The organism is Helicobacter suis HS1, assembly GCF_026000295.1.
GTDB classification, from domain to species: domain Bacteria; phylum Campylobacterota; class Campylobacteria; order Campylobacterales; family Helicobacteraceae; genus Helicobacter; species Helicobacter suis.
The window spans coordinates 187,079-209,015 of record NZ_AP026769.1 but is presented as its reverse complement, the minus strand read 5'-3'; the positions used below and the strand labels follow the sequence as shown (position 1 = coordinate 209,015).

Here is a 21,937-nt window from a genome sequence, read left to right as displayed (position 1 = left end):
ATTTTGGATATTAGAAGTTGTTTTTTCAATCATTTCGTTTCCATGGTCGGTTAATTGCTGGTTTTCTCTGATCAGATCAATAACCATGTGGGCTTTTTCTTCTCTATCTGTAGCATCCCAAGCAAACTTAATAAATTTATAAATTTCCCCATCTCTATTAAACACCGGGTTATAGCTAGCCTCTAGATAGACAGTTTTACCCGATTTAGTGAGGCGCTTAAATGTGCCTCGTGTAAATTGTCCGGATTTTAAACGATTCCAAAAATCTCTGTATTCTTGGGTTTTTACAAATTCAGGATCGCATAAAATAGAGTGGTGTTTGCCCTTAATTTCAGAAAGGCTATATTCCATTCGTTTTAAAAAATTCTCATTAGCTGTTATGATATTACCCTCCATATCAAACTCAATCAAAGCCATAGAAGCTAAACACGCGTTATAAATGGCCTGTAAATCGCGATACTCTGCAACTCTAGCGGTAACATCTGTAGCAATTTTAACAATCTTAAAGACCTTGCCATTAACATCTAAAACAGGGTTATAGGTGGCCTCTAAAAACACCTCCTTACCTGACTTAGTGATGCGTTTAAAAGTGTCATGTTTAAACTGCCCTGATCGCAGTTGTGCCCATGCCTCTTTATAAGTGGGCGAAGCCACCAGCTTAGGATCGCAAAACATTGAATGGTGCTTACCTTTGATTTCCTCTAAAGTGTAACCCATCACTTTTAAAAAATTCTCATTAGCCGTAATCACTTTGCCCTCAATATCAAACTCAATCAAAACCATCGATCGATTAAAGGCGCTGTTAATGGCACTTAGAATATTGTTTTGCTCTGTGAGTTTGGTAATGGTTTGCAGCTGCGTATTCTCGCTGTTTTCTTTTTTGCTAAAAAATGGCATGCTTTTTCCTTTTCTATGTTACTTAACTTGATTGGGATAGGTTTTGAGGAAAGTAAGGCTTAGCATGCCTATCTTTTTTCTAAAGAAGGCAGCCCATAGAAGCTAAACACGCGTTATAAATGGCCTGTAAATCGCGATACTCTGCAACTCTAGCGGTTAATTTAAAAGGTTTGAAATTGTAGCATAAAATCCTTATGTGCGCGGATAAAAGTCTCTAATTTGCATCTATGCGCTACAATATTGAAAAACTAAGGAAAGTAAGATGTCTTTTTTTAACCGTATCTGTTTTCTAACTCTCTTTTATTCGGGGAAATTCCCAAAGGGTCCGGGCACGGCTGGGAGTGTGGTCGCTCTTTTTCTAGGTTTGCCTCTTTTGTATGCTTCAGCCAACACGCTTTTTTTATGCGCCATTTTAATAGGGCTCATTGCCATTAAGCAAATTGACATTTATGAGGAACAAACCCAAACCCATGACGAAAAATATATTGTTATTGATGAACTAGTGGGCATGTGGATGGCTATGGCTATTGCTGGGTGGGGGTTTTTGCCCGTACTCTTAAGCTTTATTTTCTTTAGACTCTTTGATATTTATAAACCCTCGCTTATTGGTAAAATTGATCGCGATGTGAAAGGCGGATTGGGAGTTGTGGGTGATGATGCATTAGCTGGGATTTGTGGGGGGCTGTGTACGCTTATCTTGGTTCACTTGATAAAGGTGTTTTCTTAGAGGTTAATTACAAGTTAGCAAGAATGGGGTATTGTGCTAAGATAAGTTAAACAAACCGCATCAGAAGTTCTTGCTTTGTATCAAGGCCTCTTTAACGGCGCTACGGTTTTCCTCTCTACCTCCTAAGTAATAGAAATGATCGAGGAGTTTAATTTGGTATTCCTGATAGTGGTGGGTATATGGATTTTGTCTGTACGCGTTGCTATGCCAAGTGGAAAGCAAAAAACTAGCCTGTGTGTGTTTGAGTAAATCATGGAGTTTTTCCTCGTGTGTATAACTCCATGAGCTAAAATAGTCTGCATGTCTGCCAATATAGGGGGGATCGCAATAGGTAAAGTCACCACCTCGCGCCTTTTTAAAAATCTGTGTAAAATCACAACAGAGGAATGTGTAGTCATTTTGGGCGATGCGTCTACTGACCCACTCAATTTGATTGGTAATTTTTGTGATGTAAGCAGGAGTAAAACGGTGATCTTTTTTACAATAGGGGACATTAAAGCCCCCTTTAGAATTAAAACGCATCAATCCATTAAAACAGCTGCGGTTTAGAAACAAAAAATCATGGGAGTTTTGGCCTTTGTTAAATCTCTGTCTCACTTTTAAGTAATATTCTTGCCCCTTTTTTCCAAATTTTTACCTTCTTGAATCAAAAATGCACGCGCTGAATCTTTAGTAAGGTCACCTCTTTTAATGGCATTGTAAAAATTAATAATATGTGGGTTGCTGTCGCTAAAAACCGCTATTTTGGGAGATAAATTAAACACAACCACACCACTTCCCATGAAAGGTTCGTAATAAATCCCTGACATATCCCAAGCTCTAAATAGCTCTTTGATATAGGGGACAATCTTGGACTTAATACCTTGAATCTTTAGAGGGGGAACTCTTTTTTAGTGATGCGTCCATAGTTCATCCAATAATCATCAAAAATCTCCTCCCCCCATTCCGCAAATATCCCCCTTTCGTGCAAAATGTTCTCAATAACTTTAATACTCCCAATATTGGCCGTATTCCCACTCCCACTCGTGTCACTTGCTATTTTGTATTACAAAAATGCCCACTATGACTCTTATAAGGAAATTGGATGTTTTTACAAGATTCCCTATTCCTAAAATATTCCCCATGGGAGCCTAGGGTGAAGCCATTACAAAAATTGGGGTTTTTTTCATTGCGATAGGTTGTTTTCAAGTCAATAGCGTATTTGATCTCTGGATTTATCTTAGATACAAATGACAAATCCGGGTAGTAATTTTGATGGCTTGGTAAAATAACTTCAAAGCCACAATTCTTAGCAAACTCTAAAATATAGGGAAACATGTGAATCTCCAAAATTTTGGAGACTACTTTTGTATCATTAGAGATCGAAAACAACTGCTTTTCATTATCAATAAATCCTTTGATCTTCCACTGGTGATCGGGTTGGCAAATTTGCCACTTCAGATTTTCCAAGAAATCTCTAAAATCCCTAGCAAACCCACCTTATGCATCATCCACCTTAAAACTAGAACACTTTGAACACAGGAAAAAATGTGAAATAAGCCCGGACACTAAAAAGTTTCACCCCTGACTAGCTAAATACTCCTCATAACTGCCCTTAAAATCAATCACTTTTGCGCCCTTTTTACCGGGTACAAGTTCAATAATGCGGTTAGCATAGGCGCTAATAAGCTCGCGGTCATGGCTTACACAAATAACAGCCCCCTCAAATTTATAAAGCGCCTCGCCTAGCGCGATGATAGCCTCAAGGTCTAAATGATTAGTAGGCTCATCTAAAATTAAAAAATTCCCCCTCTCTAACATTAGTTTGCTCAAAACCATACGGTGTTTCTCGCCTCCACTTAGTGCGCTTACACTCTTTTCCTGCTCTGCTCCGCTAAAAAGCATTCTTCCTAAAGCATTGCGCACCTCTGCACTTTCTATCTTTTTATTAAAGTTAAACAACCACTGATACAAACTCTCCTCCCCAAAGACGCTTTCGCCCACATCTTGGGGAAAATACCCCTTTTGCACCGTCGCTCCCCATGTAACTTCTCCACTATCTGGGGCTAAATCCCCGATTAAAATTTTACACAGCGTACTTTTACCTACCCCATTGGGGCCAATGAGTGCGATTTTATCCTGCGGGGCGATTTTTAGGCTCACCTTTTCAAGCACCACCAAATCCCCATATTTTTTACAAATCTGTGTGCACTCTAGCGCCTCGTTGCCAATGAGCCGACTGGGTTTAAACACGATGCTAGGATCGCGCCTACTAGAAACTTGGATACTCTCAATGTCTAATTTTTCTAATTGCTTTTGACGGCTAGTGGCTTGTCTGGCTTTGCTAGCATTGGCTGAAAAACGCGCGATAAAGCGCTCCAGTTCCTCTTTTTCCTTGAGTTTTTTATTACGCTCGGCTTCTTTTTGTTTGGCAATCAAAGTAGAGGCGATGTACCAATCATCATAATTGCCACTAAACTCCCTAAGTGTATTAAAATCCAAGTCTAAAATATGGGTGCAAACGGCGTTAAGAAAGTGGCGATCATGGCTGATAAGAACCATCGTGCCCTCATGGCGCTTTAAATTTTCCTCTAACCAAGCAATAGCGTTTAAATCTAGGTTGTTAGTGGGTTCATCTAAGAGTAAAATATCAGGTTTAGGAAAAAGCACTTGAGCAAGCAAGATTTTAAATTTATCACTACTTGGCAAACTTTGCATCAGATCGCTATGGCGGCTAGCAGGAATGCCTAAATCCTCTAAAATCTTTTCTACCACCACCTCGCACTCATATAGCGGATCTTCTTGCACACAGATCATCTCTAGCGCAGCGAGGCGCTCGTTGATTATAGGATCGTTTAAATCTGCGCTATCGTACAAATACTCTTTTTCTTTTAGAGCCTCATAGAGGGTTTTATTGCCAAGTAGCACTGCATCTTTAAGGCTAAAATTTTCAAAGGCGTACTGATCTTGGCCTAAAACCCCACTTTTAAGCCCAGCATCTATCACAACCTCCCCACTGCTTGGTTCAATTTCTCCGGCTAAAATCTTTAAAAAAGTACTCTTGCCCGCTCCATTAGCCCCAATGAGTCCATAGCGTTTGTGCGCGTCTAACTTGAGATTGACATTTTCAAAGAGCTTTTTACTAGCATAGCGCATGCCTAAATTAGTGGTTTGTAACATGTTAATCCTGATTGTATTTTTCTAAAGATGAGTATAACTACTTTTGGCGAAAATAAACTTTTTTAATACCATATAAAAGAGTGATAAGTGCCCCAAGTGCGAATAAACCAGCAAAGATACCATTAAGTTCTGCATACAAATAGCGCGCCACAAGCCCCCCTACAAGAGAGGCAAAGGTGATTCCTACATTAAAAGAACTTTCATTTAACGCGATGGTGTCATTTTTTGTATCTGGTGTAAAGGTGCGCGCTAAATAGCTACTTAGCATTTTAAGCGGCGCAATCAGAGCACAGCCAAAGAATCCAAAGGCCATAATGTTTGCGATTAATACGCCCTTTGAAAAGCTATGGGTAAAACTCATAGCACATAAACAAAGCATCTGCACGGTTAATAAAAAGCGCAATGCCGAAAAAGAACCTTTTGAGTCTGTAAGCCTGCCCCCAAATAAATTCCCAAAAATGGCGGCTATTCCAAAGCCTAGATAAATGTTAGCAATGCTATCTGGATCAAAATCATGCTGTTCTAATAAGATACGCAAATAAATATAGACAACAAACATAGAACCACATGAGAGCGCGGTTACTATAAAACCTTGACAAATATGGATATATTTAAAGGCAATGCCTAAGTTCTTAAAATTTGCCTGTTTGCTGCTAAGTTTTGGCATGACAAAAAATGCAAGAAGCGCTACTAAAAAACTCAAACATGCAATCAAGAGAAAGGGAGATAAAAGCCCGTAGTTTTTGGATAAAAGAATACCAATAGGTACACCTGTTACAAGGGCAATAGTAAGCCCACTTGCCATAAGACTTAATGCCATGCTTGTTTTTGATTTGGGCGCAACTTTAATACTAATGATTGTAGCGATGACAAAGAATAAGCCATGCATAAGGCCGCTAATAAAACGCGCAGAAAGCGCTACCCAGAGGGTATTACTCAAAAACACAGCCGCATTTGAAAGACAAAATACAGAAAGGGTAAATACAAGCTGGTTTCTATAATTCCATGAGGAAATAAGCACGCTAACAATGGGTGCACCCACCACTACACCACAGGCATAAAAAGTTGCTAGATTTCCTGCCTCACTATTAGACACACCATAATACACACTTAGGCGCGTTAAAATCCCAGAAACTATAAACTCTGCTACCCCAAGACAAAAACTCGAACAAGCCAAAAGCGCGATAATTCTCATATAATGTCGCATGCTACCTCTATTCTTTAATAACACATTCTACTAAAGCTGGATACTCTAAGCACATTTTAAAGTTTAATGATTGTGGCGCATTCTAGCATGCTTTCTATACGCATTGGTGTATGAGATAATGGAGTTTCTATTATTTAAAGCTGAGGTATAACATCGCCTATATGGCAAAGAATGACCTCATTAAAATTATGACTTCGGTCTTACAGAATGCTCAGGGTTTTTTGTTCATTAAGTTGTACATTTCATTTTTCTAGCATTTCTTTTGAAAATACTTCTAGGATTTTCTTACTTGGAAAGCGCTACCCAGAGGGTATTACTCAAAAACACAGCCGCATTTGAAAGACAAAATACAGAAAGGGTAAATACAAGCTGGTTTCTATAATTCCATGAGGAAATAAGCACGCTAACTCCTTGATATTTGGCTTTTTGATATAGTCTTGATACTTGATATTTGGACCAAAAGGAATGGCTACATCTAATACAAAGGATTGGTTTGTCTTAATAAACATTTTGATGCCAAAATAGGTTCTTTCTCCAAAGACACTTTTTCTATCACCAGTGGTGTACTTTCTTATGTAGTTTAGATCGGGCAAAAAGATGCTTCCCGTTGGAATCTTAGAGTCTAAAGCTCTTACATGATCTACAAACTCACCGCTTTTATCTAGTCCAATCCAATTAACATAGCCCACATGTTCTTTTAACGATCGCTCATAAAGAAATTGTAAAAATGGCCGCACAGTCTCAGAAGCAAAATCATCTAGCCTGCTAAAAAGGGCTAAAGGTCCATCTTTAATAAAAAGGATTTTAGGCAACCATTGGGTCTCTTGTTCTTTTTCAAACAAATATCTAAACATAGAAAGCATCAGCACAACCTCGCACACGCTCATAATATAAGATTGTGCCCCTGTGGCCCCACGGGCTTCATCTATTAAAGTGTGTAGTGCAAGATAATCGGTGATATATACTTTTTCTTGGCAGTTAGGGCAGTTCTGAAAATCATTCTGATTATTTTGATAAGGCTCTATTTGCTTGCTAAAATTATTGAGATATTCACAATGCCAACAAGAAATCCTGATAGATCCTTTTTTACCGCTATATTCTTGAAATATAAGCCATTTAAGAGTATCTAAAAGGCTATATTTCCCCTCACTTAGGCCGTTTTTCTTAAAAATTTCATAAAGTGTCTCTCTAAAAGTAGTGGTAAAATCTTTCTTTGCAAGGCGGATATTTTGCATGGGCATAACAAAATTAAAGCGTTCACAATTTTCTAGTTTTTTGATGTCTAAGTGATCGATGGTTTGTTTATCAACGAAGATTTCTGTATAAGAACCATCTACGACAACTACGCGCTCAATATGAGAATCTAGCTGGTTGCTAATTTGTGATAATTCTATACAGGTGTCGTCAAAATTGAGAATATCTATCTGAGGGGGGATTTTTTCGCATCGGGCAAGATAGGCCCTAACTTCTTCGCTTTCAACGATTTCTCTGTGGTTGATCTTGGAGGCTCTTTCACCTATTAAAGTGTGTAGTGCAAGATAATCGGTGATATATACTTTTTCTTGGCAGTTAGGGCAGTTCTGAAAATCATTCTGATTATTTTGATAAGGCTCTATTTGCTTGCTAAAATTATTGAGATATTCACAATGCCAACAAGAAATCCTGATAGATCCTTTTTTACCGCTATATTCTTGAAATATAAGCCATTTAAGAGTTTTTTAAGATGCTTGGTGCAATTGAGCTCACCTCTTGGGTGGAATAGCTAATCCCAATGTTTAACTTTGCCCCTTCTTTGGCTAAACGGTTATAGATATTTTTTAAGTCTTTATCGTCTTTTGGAAAGATATTATGCGCTTCCTCAAAATACATCTGTATAAACTCAGGTGTCCGTTCGCTAGTGAATTTATCCATAGATTGCTGGAAAATATAAGCACAAAGACGGCTGATATATTTTTCCTGCACTGCTCCAGAGGCTGTGGATAAATCTAGCAAAACAATCTCTCCAGCACGCAAGGCAGAATCTATCTTCTTTTTGGAATCACCACTCCCTTCTTTGGAATGTAATTTATCCATGCCCATCAAGGCTTTAAATCCACTCACATTTGTAGCCTTCAAGACTTTTAACAAAGCAAATTTCTTAATTTATACAGGAATAATGAAATTATTAGAACTACGGTCTACATTTTCAAAATATTTACACGCCAGTTCAAGAGAAACTCCTTCATGGTATTTGGGATCGTCGTTGTTTTTTAAGGTTTTGTCAGCTAGTTTGAAACGCGTGAACTCAACCTTATAATTTTGCTTAGCTGGAAACTTAGCTCTATACAAAATACACTGATATATGGCTCTTTTTCTTTGTTTGTGTCTCTTAATTTCTTCGCGTCTCTTAGCGTCTGGATGATCATCATCCTCCTCTCGATCAAACATGTCCACACTCATAAAAGCCTTAAAGTAATCAGAAGATTTGTTAAGAGCAATTTCATCACAAAGTAGCTCAAAAGATTCCTCGAGTGTTTCATCTTCGTAAAAATTATATTGGATAGGCTCCACATCTTTATGTTCTTGTGCTTTGCGCGCAGACAAGCTAAAGCGTTTAACCTTGTTTTTATCTTTAAATTTGTCAAAAATACATGTTTCATCTTGCACATTTGCAAAAGTATATTCTCCATTGATATCAAAAATGATCTGGCCTATCTGTTGTTTCTGTTGTTCATTGAGTTTTTCTATGGCGCTCACTATAATTTTGATGGTATTGGATTTTCCCGTTCTAGTCATCCCAAAAAATGCAGTTCTTCTGGACACGATGTCATTTGTGCGCAAATAGATCGCAGGTGCATAGCTTCCATCCTCATCATAGGATTGGCTTGAAGCATACCTTAAGTTCCCTATTTCCTCTTTTGGTGTGTGTATATCACTAACCATGTTTTCATTGACAATAATCCCAAGCTCTTCTTTTTGTGGTTTATACACCTTGTAATTGTGCGCCCCCAAAAAACTTTCTATATCTGTGCCAAATACTAAATTGCCATTTTGATCCACATAAAAAGTTCCCAAGGCGCGAGCAGATAAACCTGAATTTTGGTGGTAATACCGGGTGTAGACATCCATGTCTATGTTTAATTTTTTCTCAGAGGTATCAGAGATATAAGTTTCTGTCAAGCTCTTTATCATCTCTTGCTTTTGTGGAATTTCAGCCACATCCACCACTCTTAACAAGACTCCCTCTAAGGCATTTTCTCTTAGTTCATTGCTATAAATAGCAATCAAAAAACAACCAAGAGGTACCCCTTTGAGCGCATTTTTTTCGTTGTCATTGAGGATAATTTTAGCCCCTTCATAATCTAGTTCGTAGAGAAAGCCGACAAAGTTCTTTTCTTGTTTAATTTTTTCAAAAAAATCGGCTTTAGTTTCTCTGTCATTTATGATGGGCTCGGTAAAATCTGTAACAAGCATTTTTCACTCCTTTTGTAACACCAAGATGCGATCTATTTTAGTAGCACGGCCCTTTTTGTTTCCCCATATTCTTGTGGTTTTTGGAGAAAACTTTATGTCATCTACAAGAATAGTTTCTAGTTTTAAACCACTACTACCTTTACAAAACTCCCAAACATCTAAGGCTAATTGCCGATCATGGACATCCCCAATGACTACACAAGCACGGCCACCGGGTTTTAAAATCTCTACCCAACTATTAAAGAGTTTGTGTAAATAGGTGGCATAAGGTTTGAAAGCTAGGTTATCATCTCTAAATTCTTGTGTATTTTGGTTTTTTTTAAATAACCATCAGCCACATCCACCACTCTTAACAAGACTCCCTCTAAGGCGGTAGGGCGGGGAGGTTACAATGAGAGCGACAGAATTTTTTCCAAACTTTTGCAACATTCTTTGGCTGCATTTGATAGCATCTGTTTGGAAACAATAACCACTAGTGTATTGTGAAAGAGATTGAAAAACACTATCAGATTGGCTAAATAGATGATTCAAACGCTGTTCTAATAGCATAAAAACATCTTGACAGGGAGCTTTAAGGTGGTGTTTTGCTATGTATTTTTTGATGTATGCGGGTGAAAAATAAAGGTATTGGGCATGTCAATGCTACAGTAAATAGATGAGCCACTTTTGGCTTGCTTGCCATGCATGATTCCTGTTAAAAGCGCCATGATGAAATTATCTACTTTTGAGCGTGAAATATTTAAATGCTCTTTCAAATACACTAGCTGGGGTAAAGTTTTACTTGTATCAAAAAGCATTTTAATATTTGGGTCTACTTGATTAATGCTAGGTGGGCAAAACGTGCTATTTAACTCTCTTAATCTTTTCAAAACATTGCGTGGTTTTGGCAAATCACTCTTGGCTTTACTCAAACAAAAAGCTAGGGGGCTTAGATCGTTGCCCACACCAATCCGACCTAAACGACAGCCCTCTAAAACACTTGTGCCGCGCCCACAGAATAGATCTAAACAATATCTCCGCAACTTTCTTATTTTTCTATAAAATAGTGTGGCAAACTAGGGGGGAACATCGCTAAATAAGAAGTCATGGAATGGATTTTAGAAAATTCTCTAAAAGAGTGCTGCTTGTATGCATCAGAAAAACAAATCTGCGTTTCCATAGTATGTTCCTAAGGTGGTGTTTTGCTATGTATTTTTTGATGTATGCGGGTGAAAAATAAAGGTATTGGGCATGTCAATGCTACAGTAAATAGATGAGCCACTTTTGGCTTGCTTGCCATGCATGATTCCTGTTAAAAGCGCCATGATGAAATTATCTACTTTTGAGCGTGAAATATTTAAATGCTCTTTCGCTATTTGTTACTAAGATTATGTATTTCTCTCTAAAACCCGTTTTGCCAGACTAGTTGGATCAATTTGTAAAGATTGTTCTATTAACTTTGTGTTGCCATGGGAGATATAAAAATTACCCAGTTCAAAGCTTGTAAGCGCAATGGGGCTATCTGCCATAAATTCTAAAAGCGCACTCGCCACACCGCCTATTAAATACGCATCGCTAAAAACATAGATTTGTGTATAACGGGGTAAAATTTCTTTAAGCGCGCTATCTAAAGGTTTTAAAAAACGCAGGTCTAAAAGCGCGATTTTAAGCCCCTCACTCTCTAGCAATTTTAAAGTCTGATAAGCCCGCCCCACTCCATTCCCATAGCCTATAAATAAAATATCCCCCTTACTTAAAAGCAACTCACACTCTCCATATACAAAGGGCCTAGCCTCAAAAATATCTTCTGGTAATAAAAACGATCCTCTTGGGTATCTAAAAGCACATGGGCCACTTTGGTGATCTTTAGCAAAAATAATAGCTTGTTTGAGAGTGGCATTATCTCTAGGGGCTAATAAAGTCATGCTAGGAATGGGGCGCAAGTAGGCAAGGTCTAATAAACCCTGATGGGTTTCGCCATCTTCGCCTACAATGCCAGCCCGATCAATGGCAAACTTAACAGGCAAGGACATAATCCCTACATCATGCACAATCTGATCAAAGGCGCGTTGTAAAAAAGTGGAGTAAATGCTTACAAAGGGTTTAAAACCCTCTTTAGCTAGAGCTGCCATAGAAGTTACAGCGTGTTGTTCAGCAATGGCCACATCCCAAAAGCGCGTAGGGTAAGTATCTATGAGTTTGCCAAGACCCGTGCCCCCCGGCATAGCTGCTGTAACGCCTACAATTTTTTCATCTTGGGCACTCAGTTCTAAAAGAGTTTGAGAATACACCTCTGTAGGGCTCATCACCTTAGGCGCGCTTTTTAGACTCTGCCCTGTTTTTAAATCAAAAGGCCCCACCCCGTGCCATTTTTCGTATTTGCCCTCAGCAATTTCATAACCCTTACCCTTTGTGGTTTGGGCATGGATAATTAAAGGACCTTTAGTTTCTTTAGCTAATTTAAGCGCTTGAATAATGGCCTCTAAATCATGCCCATCAAGAGGGCCCATATAATTAATGCCTAACTCTTCAAATAAAATCCCGGGGGTGATGAGTTTAAGCGATTCTTCAAAGCGATTAGCCAAATAACTCACGCTATCTGGCATGGATTTTAAAATAGCCTTGATCTTATCGCGAAAAGATTGATAAAGAGGGCGTGCCATTAACTGAGAAAGGGCATTACTAATCGCGCCTATAGGTTTGGCAATACTCATTTCATTATCATTAAGTATAATCACAAGCGGGTATTTGCGATCGCCTAATTCATCTAAAGCCTCATAAGCTAGCCCTGCGCTCAAACTCCCATCTCCTACCATCACCACAGGTACAGAAGTAATCCCCTTAAGTGCATAGGCTTTAGCCACCCCCACACCTAAAGAGATTCCCGTCGAGCTATGCCCGGCAATACAATAATCATAGGGCGATTCACTAGGCCGAACAAACCCGCTTAGGCCATTAATTTGGCGCAGAGTACTAAAACTTTCAAAGCGCCCTGTTAAAAGTTTATGCGCGTAGGCTTGGTGGCTAGTATCAAAAATAAAGGGGTGTTTATTTTTATCAAAAACGCTATGTAACCCTACAATGAGCTCAATAGCCCCCAAAGAAGAACTTAAATGCCCGCCATTAGCACTCACCACTTCTAAAATCCGCTCTCTAATTAGCGCACAGACCCGCTCTAAATCTGCTATATCCTTTTGAAAGACTTCTAACTGCTGCATATTAGACCTTTAGATTATCCAGCACGCTTTCTTTAAGGTTTTTATAGCGCGCCATTAAATTCCCATCAATATTACCCTGAGAACTGCTAATAAGCACCCCGCCCTTAGCAATGGCATCGCTAGGCTCAAGTTTGATCTTGGGTAGGTCTTTAAGGTTTTGTAAGAGAAAAGGATAATCTAGAGTATTAACTTTCATGCAAATATCTGTGGCGTCCATGATATTTTTGAGTAATTCCTTAGCCAAAGCCAAAGCCACCTCTTGGCTTTTTTGCTCCACTTCTTTTACAATCACTTCTTTAGCAATTTCAACAGCAATTGCGCTTAATTCTTTCTCTAAAGTTTCTAAATGGCCTTGTGATTGTTGCATGGTTTGATCAATAGTGGTGATAGATTGTAAAAGATGTTTTTTTTCTGCATCAATGCTAGCGTTTAAATCATTCTTAGCCTTTTCCTCACCCTCTTTAAAACCAATTTTATAGCTATCTTCTCTAGTTTGCTGGATGAGTTGTTGGTTTTCCTCTTGGGTTTTTTCAAACTGCATTTGTAGCTTAGCTAAATGGCTAGAGAGTTCATCTGTTTTTTTAAGCAAACATTCAATGAGATCGTTTTCTTGCTGGATAGAACGTACAACCGGTTCTTCATCAGATTCTTCTTGTAACTCTTGCTTATCTTCTCTCTTTTGCTTTTTTTCCTCCGGTGTTTCAGTAGCCAGATCGGCTAGGGATTTAAAGGTGTATTTTCTAATGCTGTGTTTTTCAAGGTCCTCCTTAGGGATTAAATTTTCATCACCCAAGTTATTCAACAATATCTTCCTCGCCACCCATTTGGATCACGCCTTTTTCGGCTAGAGACTGGACAACCTCAATGATCTTTCGTTGTGCAGATTCAACATCTTTAATTTTAACCGCTCCCAAATACGCCATTTCCTCAATAAATTGATCGCTAGCGCGGCTACTCATGTTGCTTAAAAACTTGGTTTTTAACTCTTCAGTAGAGGTTTTAAGGGCTAAGGTGAGATCTTTTTTATCCGCCACTTTGAGGATTTCACGGATCGCAAAGTTATCAAGGCTACTAATATCCTCAAAGGTAAACATCATCTCTTTAATATCATTGGCTAATTTAGCATCAATGTTTTCAATACGCGCAAGGGTGGTTTTAGCCGCCTTTTGACCTAAGCGGTTAAAGATTTCAGCCACCGCACGCAAGCCCCCTACTTCTACTTTATAACTAGTGAGCGCTTCTAGTTTATTTTCTAGCACAGTAGAAACCCGCTTAACCACCTGAGGCGAAATATCGCCTAAACTCGCCATTCTAATACTTACTTCAGCTTTCATGTCATCTGGAAAGAAACTTAAAGTTTCAGCGGCATTAGGCGATTCCATATGGGCTAAGATCAGCGCGATAGTTTGGGGGTGCTCGTTAATGATAAAGTCGGCTAGTTGTTGGGGTTTGATACGCCCTAGATAAGAGAAATTTTTCTGGGTTTGTAAACTACGGCTAAGCTTTTCTAAAATGATCTTAGCTTGCTCAGGGCCTAAGGCTTTAATTAAAAGTTCTCTAGCATACTCAATCCCGCCGGTGTTAATGTATTGGTTGGATTGTAAAATGGCAAAGAATTCTTCTAAAACCGCCGCACCAATGGCTTTATCTGTGCCATTAAGCTGAACAATTTGCTTACTAATTTCTGTAATTGAATCCACATCTAAATGCCGTAAAATTCCTGCCGTTGCTTCCTCACCTACTTGAATAAGCAAAATAGCGATCTTTTCAGACATGGTAAATTCGTCTAATTGTGATTTCTGTCTAGGAGTTAGTTTAGCCATCATTTTTCCTTCGTATTAGTAATAGCAACCTCATCTTTAATCAGCAATTTAAACATAGAGGCGATTTCTTCAGGTTTTTCTTTCAAAGAATGGCGTACCCGCTCTAGCATAATATCATACTTCACATCTTCCTCATCAAAGCTCGCACTCAAACCAAGTTGATCTTCTACTTTCTTACGCATTTCACCAAATTTATCTACCTCCTCATCGTCTTCTTCTTCAGTCGCAAAGAGAGATTGTACTTGTTCCTCCTCATCGGGTTGGATTTCTAGCATGCGCTGGCTAAAGGGTGTAATGATCTTTTTATAAAAGACATAGAGTACTAACCCAACGATGATATATTTAAAGAGAGAGGAAAAGGGACCTAGAACCTTCTCTGTAGTAGCCACAACTCTTTCATACGCACTCATGGGTACATATTTTGTAGATTTAGCATTAAACTCAAAATTGCTCACCGTAACCGCATCGCCTCGATTCTGGTTATAGCCAATGGCTTGTTTAACTAGCGCATTGATCTGATCCATCTCAGCAGCAGAAAGCGCCACATACTCCATGCTCTCCGTCCCATTTTTATTAACCTTCTGGTATTTACCATCTACTACAACGGCTGCATTAAGACGCGTGAGCACCCCAAACTCGCCCTTAATCTCACTGACCATTTTACCCACTTCATAATTAGTGGTGTTAGTAGATTTTTCATATTTTTCCTTAAGTTGATCATTGGCTATCCCCTGCACAGGCCCAATATTACTCACCACGCCCGGCACCCCTCCTACTTGCTTTTTAGGCAAGCCCTCTTTTTTTTCCTCCATTGTCTGCTCGCTGCGCACAACATTATTGGGATCAAAAGTTTCTTTAGTACTCTTTTTTTGGCTAAAATCAAATTCAGCATTCACCCGCGCTACAACTTTATCTCGCCCGCCTACAATGGGCGCTAAGATATTAGCGATCTTACTCTCTAGCATATTTTCAAAGTTTTGTTTGTAACGCAACTGGGCTTGGGCTAATTCGCGGGTAGTATCTAACTGATCGTTTTCTCCTAAAGGCTCGCCATTTTCATTGACTAATTTAACATTTTCTACCGTAAGCTTAGGCACAGAGGCGGCGATGAGGTTTTTAATCCCGATGATTTGCCTTGGTAAAAGGCGCATGTTGGGTTTGATTTTAAGCATGACAGAGGCAGTAGGCGGAATCTCATGGCTTACAAAAACACTATCTTTAGGGATAGCAATGTGTACATTGGCCTTTTCTATCGGGTTGAGGCTTTCAATTGTACGGCTAAGTTCCCCTTCAATCGCGCGGATATATTTGATATTTTGATCAAAATCTGTTGCCCCAAAATCTTTAATATCAAAGATTTCATAGCCCACCTTGCTAGTTTTGGGAATGCCCTGTGAGGCTAAAGAAATGCGCTCTTCATAGATGCGATCTCTGGGGATTAAAATGGTGTCTTCTTTGGGGATTTTATAGGGAATGTGCTTTTGTTGGAGATGCTGGAGAATTAAGGCATTATCGCTATTATCCATGCCCTCAAACAAGACTCCATAGCCGCTTAAATCACCCTTATCATGAGTGGGATAAATGAGTAGAAACACCAAAAAGGCTACAATGAGAGTTACAGCTGTAACGATTGTGATCTTTTGTGCTCTATTAAGTTTTGAAAAAAAACTGATAACCTGCTGTAGTAGACTCTTAAAATCCACAAACTATCCTAAAGGGCTAAAAATTAGTGCCGTTTTAAAAATCCAAGATAAAATCCCATAGAGCAAGACACCCACGCTATACCCATAAAAAAGCCTCCTAACACATCAGTGGGGTAATGCACGCCTAAATAAACCCTATCATACATCATAAACAAAATCCATAGCAATAACACACAACACAGTATCCCCTTAACACTTTTATTCAAATGCCCCAAACACACAAGAAATAAGAGCAAACCATAAAATAAACTAGCCGCCAGCGCATGCCCGCTAGGATAACTAAAACCATGCGCAAAGGCTAAAACACCATTAGTAGAGGGGCGCGGTCTTTGCATCACATTTTTAAAAATCTTAAGTGCAATTTCGCCAATTAACACGGTACTAAAAAACCAAATCCCCAAAGCATAACGTTTTAAAAACACCCAATAAAGCGCGATTAAAAAAGCCAAAGAAATGGTAAGTTTAGACTGTGCAAACCAAGTACTAGCTTGCACAATGGATAGCCAAAAATGGCTTTCTGTAGGGGAGGGGTGGGAGCGAATTAAAGAGATAAAGAAAACATCTAAATTTTGTATCAAAGTGTGGTTTTCTTTAACATACATAGTTTCTAAGCCCAATAAAACAAACAGCACGCCGCTTAAAATCCACAAAGCCCAAACCGCTACGCCATTGCCCTTATAGGGAACTTGCATATTCTACTCCCATTGCATTTTACAAGCCAGAATCATAACCAAAAATAATAAAAGATCGCCTTAGATAAGGCTTGCTAGGGTGTTTTCATTGATCTTAAAATAAGACTCCAAGTCTTTTAATAAAAAGTAGTGTGCTCAGGCTTACAAAAAAGTACTAATTCTTTGCCATCGGCTAAATGGTAAAGCTCGACAGAGCCTTGATCTAGAACAAAATCTACATTACAATCATGTAAACTAACTTCAACACGCCTCATTTGGGATTCTTTAGGATCAGGTTTAATGCTTAAAATCCGTCCTGTAAAGGCCATAGGATCTAGTTTGAGTTGTTGTGTAAAATTAGGGATAAGCACCTCTAATACTTTAAGAATAATGGTGATCTCATCATCTTCTTGGTGGTCCTCTACTTCAGTAGAAAGACATTTAGCTTGCACCACCACATCTTTAGCTCCAAAATGCACGCGGTACTTACCTTGTCCTCTTTCATGTAAAGAGATTTTACCGCGGATACGGTTTTTCACATAAAGACTAGAAACAGGCATGGTTTTCCTTCATCTTAAATTTTATAGAGTTTAACAAATCAAAAGCTACCAGCGGTAACCCAAAGAGGCAGAAAACATACGCAACTGCCCTAAATTACTAGATTGGTAATAACTATTGCGGTTACTTTTAAAAATAAAAGTACCGCCCCAGCCAATATCAAAGCCCCTAAAATTATACTTAGCACCAAAGGCAATTGCATAGCCATTTGAATCAGGAATACCAATCGCATCTTGAGGACTAGGGGCTTGATCGTAGGCAAGAGCTCCCATGAGGCGTAAACTACGGCTCATGTAAGTTGCGCCAAGTCTAAAGGTATTGGTATCTCTCCAACCTGCTCCCATATTCATCACCCCGCTAAAATCTGCTAGCCCTACCATTTTTTTAAGAGTCTCAGAACTCAGATATTGCACCGTGCCCCCCACGCCCTGATAGCTCGCATTGGCAAAATCTGGGGTTACTAAAAATTTATTCCCCTGACTCCAAAAGGTGCGTTCATACACCCCCTCAATACGCAAATGGTGTTTGAAAAACTCATGGGCATAGGCTACATTGAGGATTTCAGGCAAAGAAACATTGATATTTAAACTCCCTTTAGTAAGTACATTACCAAGAGCAGGACCTAGCTGGGTTAAAGCGGTGAGATTGCCATGCATATTAAAAGTAACACTGCTATTATAGACCACCGAAAACATGCCATGATCAAAGACTTTCAAACTAGCCCCTAATTTATACCCCCCGCCCCAAGAACTCCCATTACTAGATTGAACTACCTTAGAAGTGCCGTATAAATCTGAAATAGCCTCTTGTAATCCGCTATCACGCATCACATTTTTAAGTTGGTTGTAATATTGCATGCATGCAGGCCCATTTTGATCCATGTTGGGGGTACAATTAGCAGCAGCCTCATCGCCAATTTGTGCTAATTTTTCGCGCATACTAGAGGGAACTTGGCTACTAAAAACATTATTTGGCAAACCAACAATTTGATTTCCGCTTAACACAGAAGCCCCGTGCAAAGGCACATAAACGGTGTTATTAAAACTCCCGGTGGCATAAAGCCCGCGCGCAGCAAGGCCAATAGAAAAGCGTTGGCCAATGGTATAACTAATGCTAGGGGCTACTTGGACCATCATGATAAACACATCGCGTAAAAACTCACCCCCCTGTCCATGCCATTTCATACCAAGACCTGAGGGAGCGGTAAAACTCCCTCCAAAGGTAAAACCATTATGCGTACGGCTCTTATAAAAGAATTTAGGCAAGACAAAATTAGTTGTACCGGTCCAACCGGGTACAACTTGATTACTAGGCAAAGAGGCCACTGTGATCACCTTTTGGTTAGTCATATTCTGTAAATCGTTAATGAGTTGTTTTACATCTTGTATGCCACTATTTACCAGATGATGCAAAATTGCATTAGCCAAATTGCCAAGTCCTAGATCTTGTGCGATTTGTGCCATATTTTCTTGAGATTTATTGACTTGAAGCGTTGTTGCTGAGTAAAGCCCCTGATTACTTGTAGGCACCATGAATTTAAAGGCGGGGATATTAATCACCGTGCTAGTGATTTCAAACTCGCTACGGTTTTCCCCCCAATCGTTTTCAAAACCCATGTTAGCAGGGTTATAATAACTCGCATCTGCTCCTCTGGCTCCGGCAATATAGGCCGAATCTAAAGCGGTACCATTAAGGCTTTGCTGGGACATCTGAAAACCATTAGCGCCTAGAAAAACTGGTAAGAGAGTGCATAAAAACCGTAAATGCAAGAAAACTCCCTAAAATCACTGAGGATGATAAGGTTGAATCACAATCGCAACACCAGTGGTCATGTTTTGGAAGAGGATTTTTTCAGGACTGCGCTCATAATAAATCATTTGCCCATTTTCTATAAAACGCTGTAACAACACCCCATTAGGCTGGATTTGTTTACCAATACCTTGGAAAATATCCCGCCCAAGTACAATATCATCAAAGAGATCACCATAACTCACTTCACCAAACATATCCCTAGCCGCAACCCATTTAGCACTACAAGTACCCGAAAAACAAATATAGTTTTTCTTAATAACGATGTCTCCAAAGTGTTTGCTTAGCTTATAAAGCACCAATTCTAAATCCCCCTCTTTATTGCGCCCAATGGCTCCATAATCATAAAAGCGAAACACGGGGGTATAAATATAAATGAGTTTAAACTTAGCCAACTCTTTTCTAATTTGGGCTTGTTGTTCTGCTTTGCGCTCTGCAGTACTCTTTTTAATAAAGACTTTTTTGTGGGTTTTTTTAGGCTTCTCAGGTTTTTTAGGCTTACGAGGTCTATGGGTTTTAGGTTTATGGACCTTATGAGGCTTTTTAGGTTTAACTTGGTGGTGGCAAGCACTCACTAACACCCCAAAAAGTATCAGTGCTAAAAACCTTCTCACCACACAAACGCCTAATTACCCGCGGATATTGTTGAAAACATTATACCAGATACGCCCATCAAGTTTAAGTTCCATACTCACTTGGCATAAACCATCTTTATAGATCGTTTCTGTAATTTCAGCATTACGAATCAACGCATTAACCTTAGTTTTAATCACAGAGTTTTGTAAGATCATGTCTTTAACCGTATCAGTAGCATTGACTCTAATCCCATACATTTTTTCGCCCAACTGGCGGTAACCATCAACAATAGCCGCCCGTTTAGCCAAAGCCAAAGCCTGAGAAGGAGAAATGGTTGATTCAGGGGCTACACCCATGCCTACAGCGCTTAACTCAATAACATTAGTAGGGGTTAGAATGGGGCTATTTGGAATGATTGCATTTGTCCCAGCAGTGGGGGGGGTTACATTTTGAGAAGAATTATCAAAACGCGTTTCAATCTGTGGAGATTTAGGGAAAACAGGCATGGAACGGCTACGGCCATTGTTAAAGGTAGTGGGGGGATAGATAGGGGCTTGAAGACCTGTGGCTGAGGGTGGGATAAGCTGTGTAACACTGGGTTTTCTAAACCAACCACATCCAGACCCGATCAAAGCCAACCCAACACAAAGGCACAAGGGGGTATTTTTTTTCAAAAAACCCTTAACAGACTTCACACGCGCTTTTTGTATCATCACGCAACCTTTTAATGATTTAACCCCTATTCTAACACAAAAATTCTAAATGGTAGACAGACCTACACGGCGCTTAAATAGCATAGTAAAGAGAAGTAAGAAACTAACCCCACTTAAAATTGCAGCATACTGGTGGGCAATTTGTAAGTTATTTGCCTCTGCTTGTATAAAAATGGCAATACTAGCCACGCGGGTTTGCCCTTCAATATCCCCCCCTACCATCATCACCACTCCAAACTCCCCTATCGTGTGGGCAAATGTTGTGGTGCAAGCCATTAAAAGCGCGGGTTTGATATTGGGTAAAAGCACGCAAAAGAAAGTATAAAGTTTGCCCTTGCCCAGAGTGTAGCTAGCTTCTTTAAGCGAGGGAGATAGATTTATAAGTGCGTTTTGGATGGGATTAACCATGAAGGGCAAAGAAAAAATCACACTGCCAAACACCAATCCGCTAAAACTAAAAACTAGCTTCAGGTGCAAATATTTTTCTAAAAACGCCCCTAAAACACTGCTTGGCGCAAAAAGAATCAAAAGATAAAAACCTAGCACAGTGGGGGGTAAAACTAGAGGCATCCAAGTTAGCGTCTCTATAAAAATTTTAAATAAACCCCTTTGATTAGCTAAATAAGCCCCCAAAGCAAGCCCAATAGGGAGCAAAACAAGAGTTGTAAGGGTGGCAAGTTTAAAAGTCAGAAGAAGGGTATTTAAAAATTCACTCTCCAAGTTCTTCTACCAAATAGCCGTATTTTTTTAAGATTGCTTGCCCATCTTTACTTAAAATAAAATCCTCTAAAGCCTTAGCAAGGGGATTTTTTCCGCCCTTTTGAGTTAACACCATCGCCTGCTCAATAGGGCTATAATATTCCTTAGGCACAATAAAATAATGGCTATCTTTACGCATTAGTGAGAGGGCGCTAAAACCTAGTTTAGCCGCCCCACTTTGCACATACTGGGTTGCTTGAGAAATAGAGCCTGCCTGCACGATTTTAAGCGCTAGGGCATCTGCTAGGTTTAATTTTTGCAAGACCTCCATACTCGCGCGCCCATAGGGGGCTAAATTAGGATTAGCAATGGCTAGATGTTTAAAAGAACCTTGCAGAGCCTCTAAAGAATGGATTTTTTCTTGTTTACTCCAGAGTACTAAAACCCCCCTAGCATACACTTTAACAGGGTAGGGCGTGTATTTTTCTTGTTGTAATCTTAGTGGTCGCTGTTTATCTGCACTGATGAATAGATCAAAAGGCGCGCCTTGTGTAATTTGGTTAAAAAAATGCCCAGAAGATCCAAAACTTAGGAGCACCTGAGCGCTATGCTTTTTTAAAAAAGCGCTTTTAATGACCTGCATGGCCTGTGTAAGATTAGCCGCCACCGCTACCCTTACCTCTGCACCCAAACACAAACTCACCCACAAAATCCCTAAAACTAAAAAACGCATGCCAACTCCTTA

The 21,937-nt window shown here is 39.4% G+C and carries 24 protein-coding genes and 1 pseudogene; 1 reads left to right on the top strand and 24 read right to left on the bottom strand.

Annotation, left to right across the window (positions count from 1 at the left end; genetic code table 11):
- Window positions 1-153: 153 nt before the first annotated feature.
- Window positions 154-783, bottom strand: a pseudogene (locus OO773_RS01250) (PAS domain-containing protein); the annotation flags it as partial.
- Window positions 784-1,159: 376 nt separating this feature from the next.
- Here OO773_RS01250 and OO773_RS01245 point away from each other — a divergent pair.
- A complete protein-coding gene (locus tag OO773_RS01245; protein WP_006563935.1) occupies window positions 1,160-1,624 on the top strand; it encodes a phosphatidylglycerophosphatase A family protein in 465 nt (154 codons plus the stop codon).
- Between the two features lie 60 nt (window positions 1,625-1,684).
- Here the strand turns inward: OO773_RS01245 and OO773_RS01240 are convergent, their stop codons facing one another.
- The 23 genes from OO773_RS01240 to modA all read right to left on the bottom strand — a co-directional run bounded on the left by OO773_RS01240 (window position 1,685) and on the right by modA (window position 21,925).
- Window positions 1,685-2,221 carry a Dam family site-specific DNA-(adenine-N6)-methyltransferase gene (locus OO773_RS01240; protein WP_050780138.1) on the bottom strand — a complete coding sequence of 179 codons (537 nt, stop codon included), beginning with the start codon at window positions 2,219-2,221 and terminating at the stop codon, window positions 1,685-1,687.
- Window positions 2,222-2,223: 2 nt separating this feature from the next.
- A complete protein-coding gene (locus OO773_RS01235; RefSeq protein WP_050780137.1) occupies window positions 2,224-2,433 on the bottom strand; it encodes a DNA adenine methylase in 210 nt (69 codons plus the stop codon).
- Between the two features lie 62 nt (window positions 2,434-2,495).
- The gene (locus OO773_RS01230; RefSeq protein WP_305887624.1) at window positions 2,496-2,615 is read right to left on the bottom strand and encodes a type II restriction endonuclease; all 120 of its coding nucleotides are present in this window, start codon (window positions 2,613-2,615) and stop codon (window positions 2,496-2,498) included.
- Between the two features lie 44 nt (window positions 2,616-2,659).
- The gene (locus tag OO773_RS01225; protein WP_073115332.1) at window positions 2,660-3,073 is read right to left on the bottom strand and encodes a type II restriction endonuclease; all 414 of its coding nucleotides are present in this window, start codon (window positions 3,071-3,073) and stop codon (window positions 2,660-2,662) included.
- A gap of 108 nt (window positions 3,074-3,181) precedes the next feature.
- Entirely contained in the window at window positions 3,182-4,783 is a 1,602-nt protein-coding gene (locus tag OO773_RS01220) for an ABC-F family ATP-binding cassette domain-containing protein (RefSeq protein ID WP_006563934.1), read from the bottom strand.
- Window positions 4,784-4,820: 37 nt separating this feature from the next.
- Window positions 4,821-5,990 (bottom strand): MFS transporter, encoded by a 1,170-nt coding sequence (locus OO773_RS01215; RefSeq protein ID WP_040499066.1) that lies wholly within the window; start codon window positions 5,988-5,990, stop codon window positions 4,821-4,823.
- A 317-nt stretch (window positions 5,991-6,307) separates the two neighbouring features.
- On the bottom strand, window positions 6,308-7,225 hold the full coding sequence (locus tag OO773_RS01210) for a DNA double-strand break repair nuclease NurA (RefSeq protein ID WP_264828620.1): 918 nt from the start codon (window positions 7,223-7,225) through the stop codon (window positions 6,308-6,310).
- A gap of 472 nt (window positions 7,226-7,697) precedes the next feature.
- Entirely contained in the window at window positions 7,698-8,090 is a 393-nt protein-coding gene (locus tag OO773_RS01205; protein WP_264828619.1) for a hypothetical protein, read from the bottom strand.
- Between the two features lie 42 nt (window positions 8,091-8,132).
- On the bottom strand, window positions 8,133-9,443 hold the full coding sequence (locus OO773_RS01200) for an ATP-binding protein (RefSeq protein WP_264828618.1): 1,311 nt from the start codon (window positions 9,441-9,443) through the stop codon (window positions 8,133-8,135).
- A gap of 330 nt (window positions 9,444-9,773) precedes the next feature.
- Complete coding sequence (locus OO773_RS01195) at window positions 9,774-9,992, bottom strand: hypothetical protein (RefSeq protein WP_264828617.1); 219 nt, start codon at window positions 9,990-9,992, stop codon at window positions 9,774-9,776.
- A gap of 38 nt (window positions 9,993-10,030) precedes the next feature.
- Window positions 10,031-10,465 carry a hypothetical protein gene (locus tag OO773_RS01190; protein ID WP_264828616.1) on the bottom strand — a complete coding sequence of 145 codons (435 nt, stop codon included), beginning with the start codon at window positions 10,463-10,465 and terminating at the stop codon, window positions 10,031-10,033.
- Between the two features lie 5 nt (window positions 10,466-10,470).
- Complete coding sequence (locus tag OO773_RS01185) at window positions 10,471-10,602, bottom strand: hypothetical protein (RefSeq protein WP_264828615.1); 132 nt, start codon at window positions 10,600-10,602, stop codon at window positions 10,471-10,473.
- Between the two features lie 208 nt (window positions 10,603-10,810).
- A complete protein-coding gene (gene dxs, locus OO773_RS01180) occupies window positions 10,811-12,640 on the bottom strand; it encodes a 1-deoxy-D-xylulose-5-phosphate synthase (RefSeq protein ID WP_006564902.1) in 1,830 nt (609 codons plus the stop codon).
- Between the two features lies 1 nt (window position 12,641).
- Window positions 12,642-13,442: a flagellar assembly protein FliH gene (gene fliH / locus OO773_RS01175; protein ID WP_080552469.1), complete on the bottom strand. Its 801-nt coding sequence runs from the start codon at window positions 13,440-13,442 to the stop codon at window positions 12,642-12,644.
- On the bottom strand, window positions 13,435-14,466 hold the full coding sequence (gene fliG, locus OO773_RS01170) for a flagellar motor switch protein FliG (RefSeq protein WP_006564904.1): 1,032 nt from the start codon (window positions 14,464-14,466) through the stop codon (window positions 13,435-13,437). The genes fliH and fliG overlap by 8 nt, the downstream gene beginning before the upstream one ends.
- A complete protein-coding gene (fliF, locus tag OO773_RS01165) occupies window positions 14,463-16,166 on the bottom strand; it encodes a flagellar basal-body MS-ring/collar protein FliF (RefSeq protein WP_006564905.1) in 1,704 nt (567 codons plus the stop codon). Before fliF ends, fliG begins: the two co-directional genes overlap by 4 nt.
- A gap of 23 nt (window positions 16,167-16,189) precedes the next feature.
- Complete coding sequence (locus OO773_RS01160) at window positions 16,190-16,858, bottom strand: phosphatase PAP2 family protein (RefSeq protein WP_006564906.1); 669 nt, start codon at window positions 16,856-16,858, stop codon at window positions 16,190-16,192.
- A gap of 116 nt (window positions 16,859-16,974) precedes the next feature.
- Entirely contained in the window at window positions 16,975-17,397 is a 423-nt protein-coding gene (locus tag OO773_RS01155; RefSeq protein ID WP_034375246.1) for a hypothetical protein, read from the bottom strand.
- A 45-nt stretch (window positions 17,398-17,442) separates the two neighbouring features.
- Window positions 17,443-19,104, bottom strand: coding sequence for an OmpP1/FadL family transporter (locus tag OO773_RS01150; protein ID WP_104705969.1), 1,662 nt, complete (start codon window positions 19,102-19,104; stop codon window positions 17,443-17,445).
- A gap of 75 nt (window positions 19,105-19,179) precedes the next feature.
- Window positions 19,180-19,821 carry an HP0838 family lipoprotein gene (locus OO773_RS01145; protein ID WP_006564908.1) on the bottom strand — a complete coding sequence of 214 codons (642 nt, stop codon included), beginning with the start codon at window positions 19,819-19,821 and terminating at the stop codon, window positions 19,180-19,182.
- Window positions 19,822-19,833: 12 nt separating this feature from the next.
- The gene (locus tag OO773_RS01140; protein ID WP_370413027.1) at window positions 19,834-20,493 is read right to left on the bottom strand and encodes an LPP20 family lipoprotein; all 660 of its coding nucleotides are present in this window, start codon (window positions 20,491-20,493) and stop codon (window positions 19,834-19,836) included.
- A 45-nt stretch (window positions 20,494-20,538) separates the two neighbouring features.
- Window positions 20,539-21,213 carry a molybdate ABC transporter permease subunit gene (gene modB, locus OO773_RS01135; RefSeq protein WP_006564910.1) on the bottom strand — a complete coding sequence of 225 codons (675 nt, stop codon included), beginning with the start codon at window positions 21,211-21,213 and terminating at the stop codon, window positions 20,539-20,541.
- Window positions 21,203-21,925 carry a molybdate ABC transporter substrate-binding protein gene (gene modA, locus OO773_RS01130; protein ID WP_006564911.1) on the bottom strand — a complete coding sequence of 241 codons (723 nt, stop codon included), beginning with the start codon at window positions 21,923-21,925 and terminating at the stop codon, window positions 21,203-21,205. The genes modB and modA overlap by 11 nt, the downstream gene beginning before the upstream one ends.
- Window positions 21,926-21,937 lie beyond the last annotated feature (12 nt).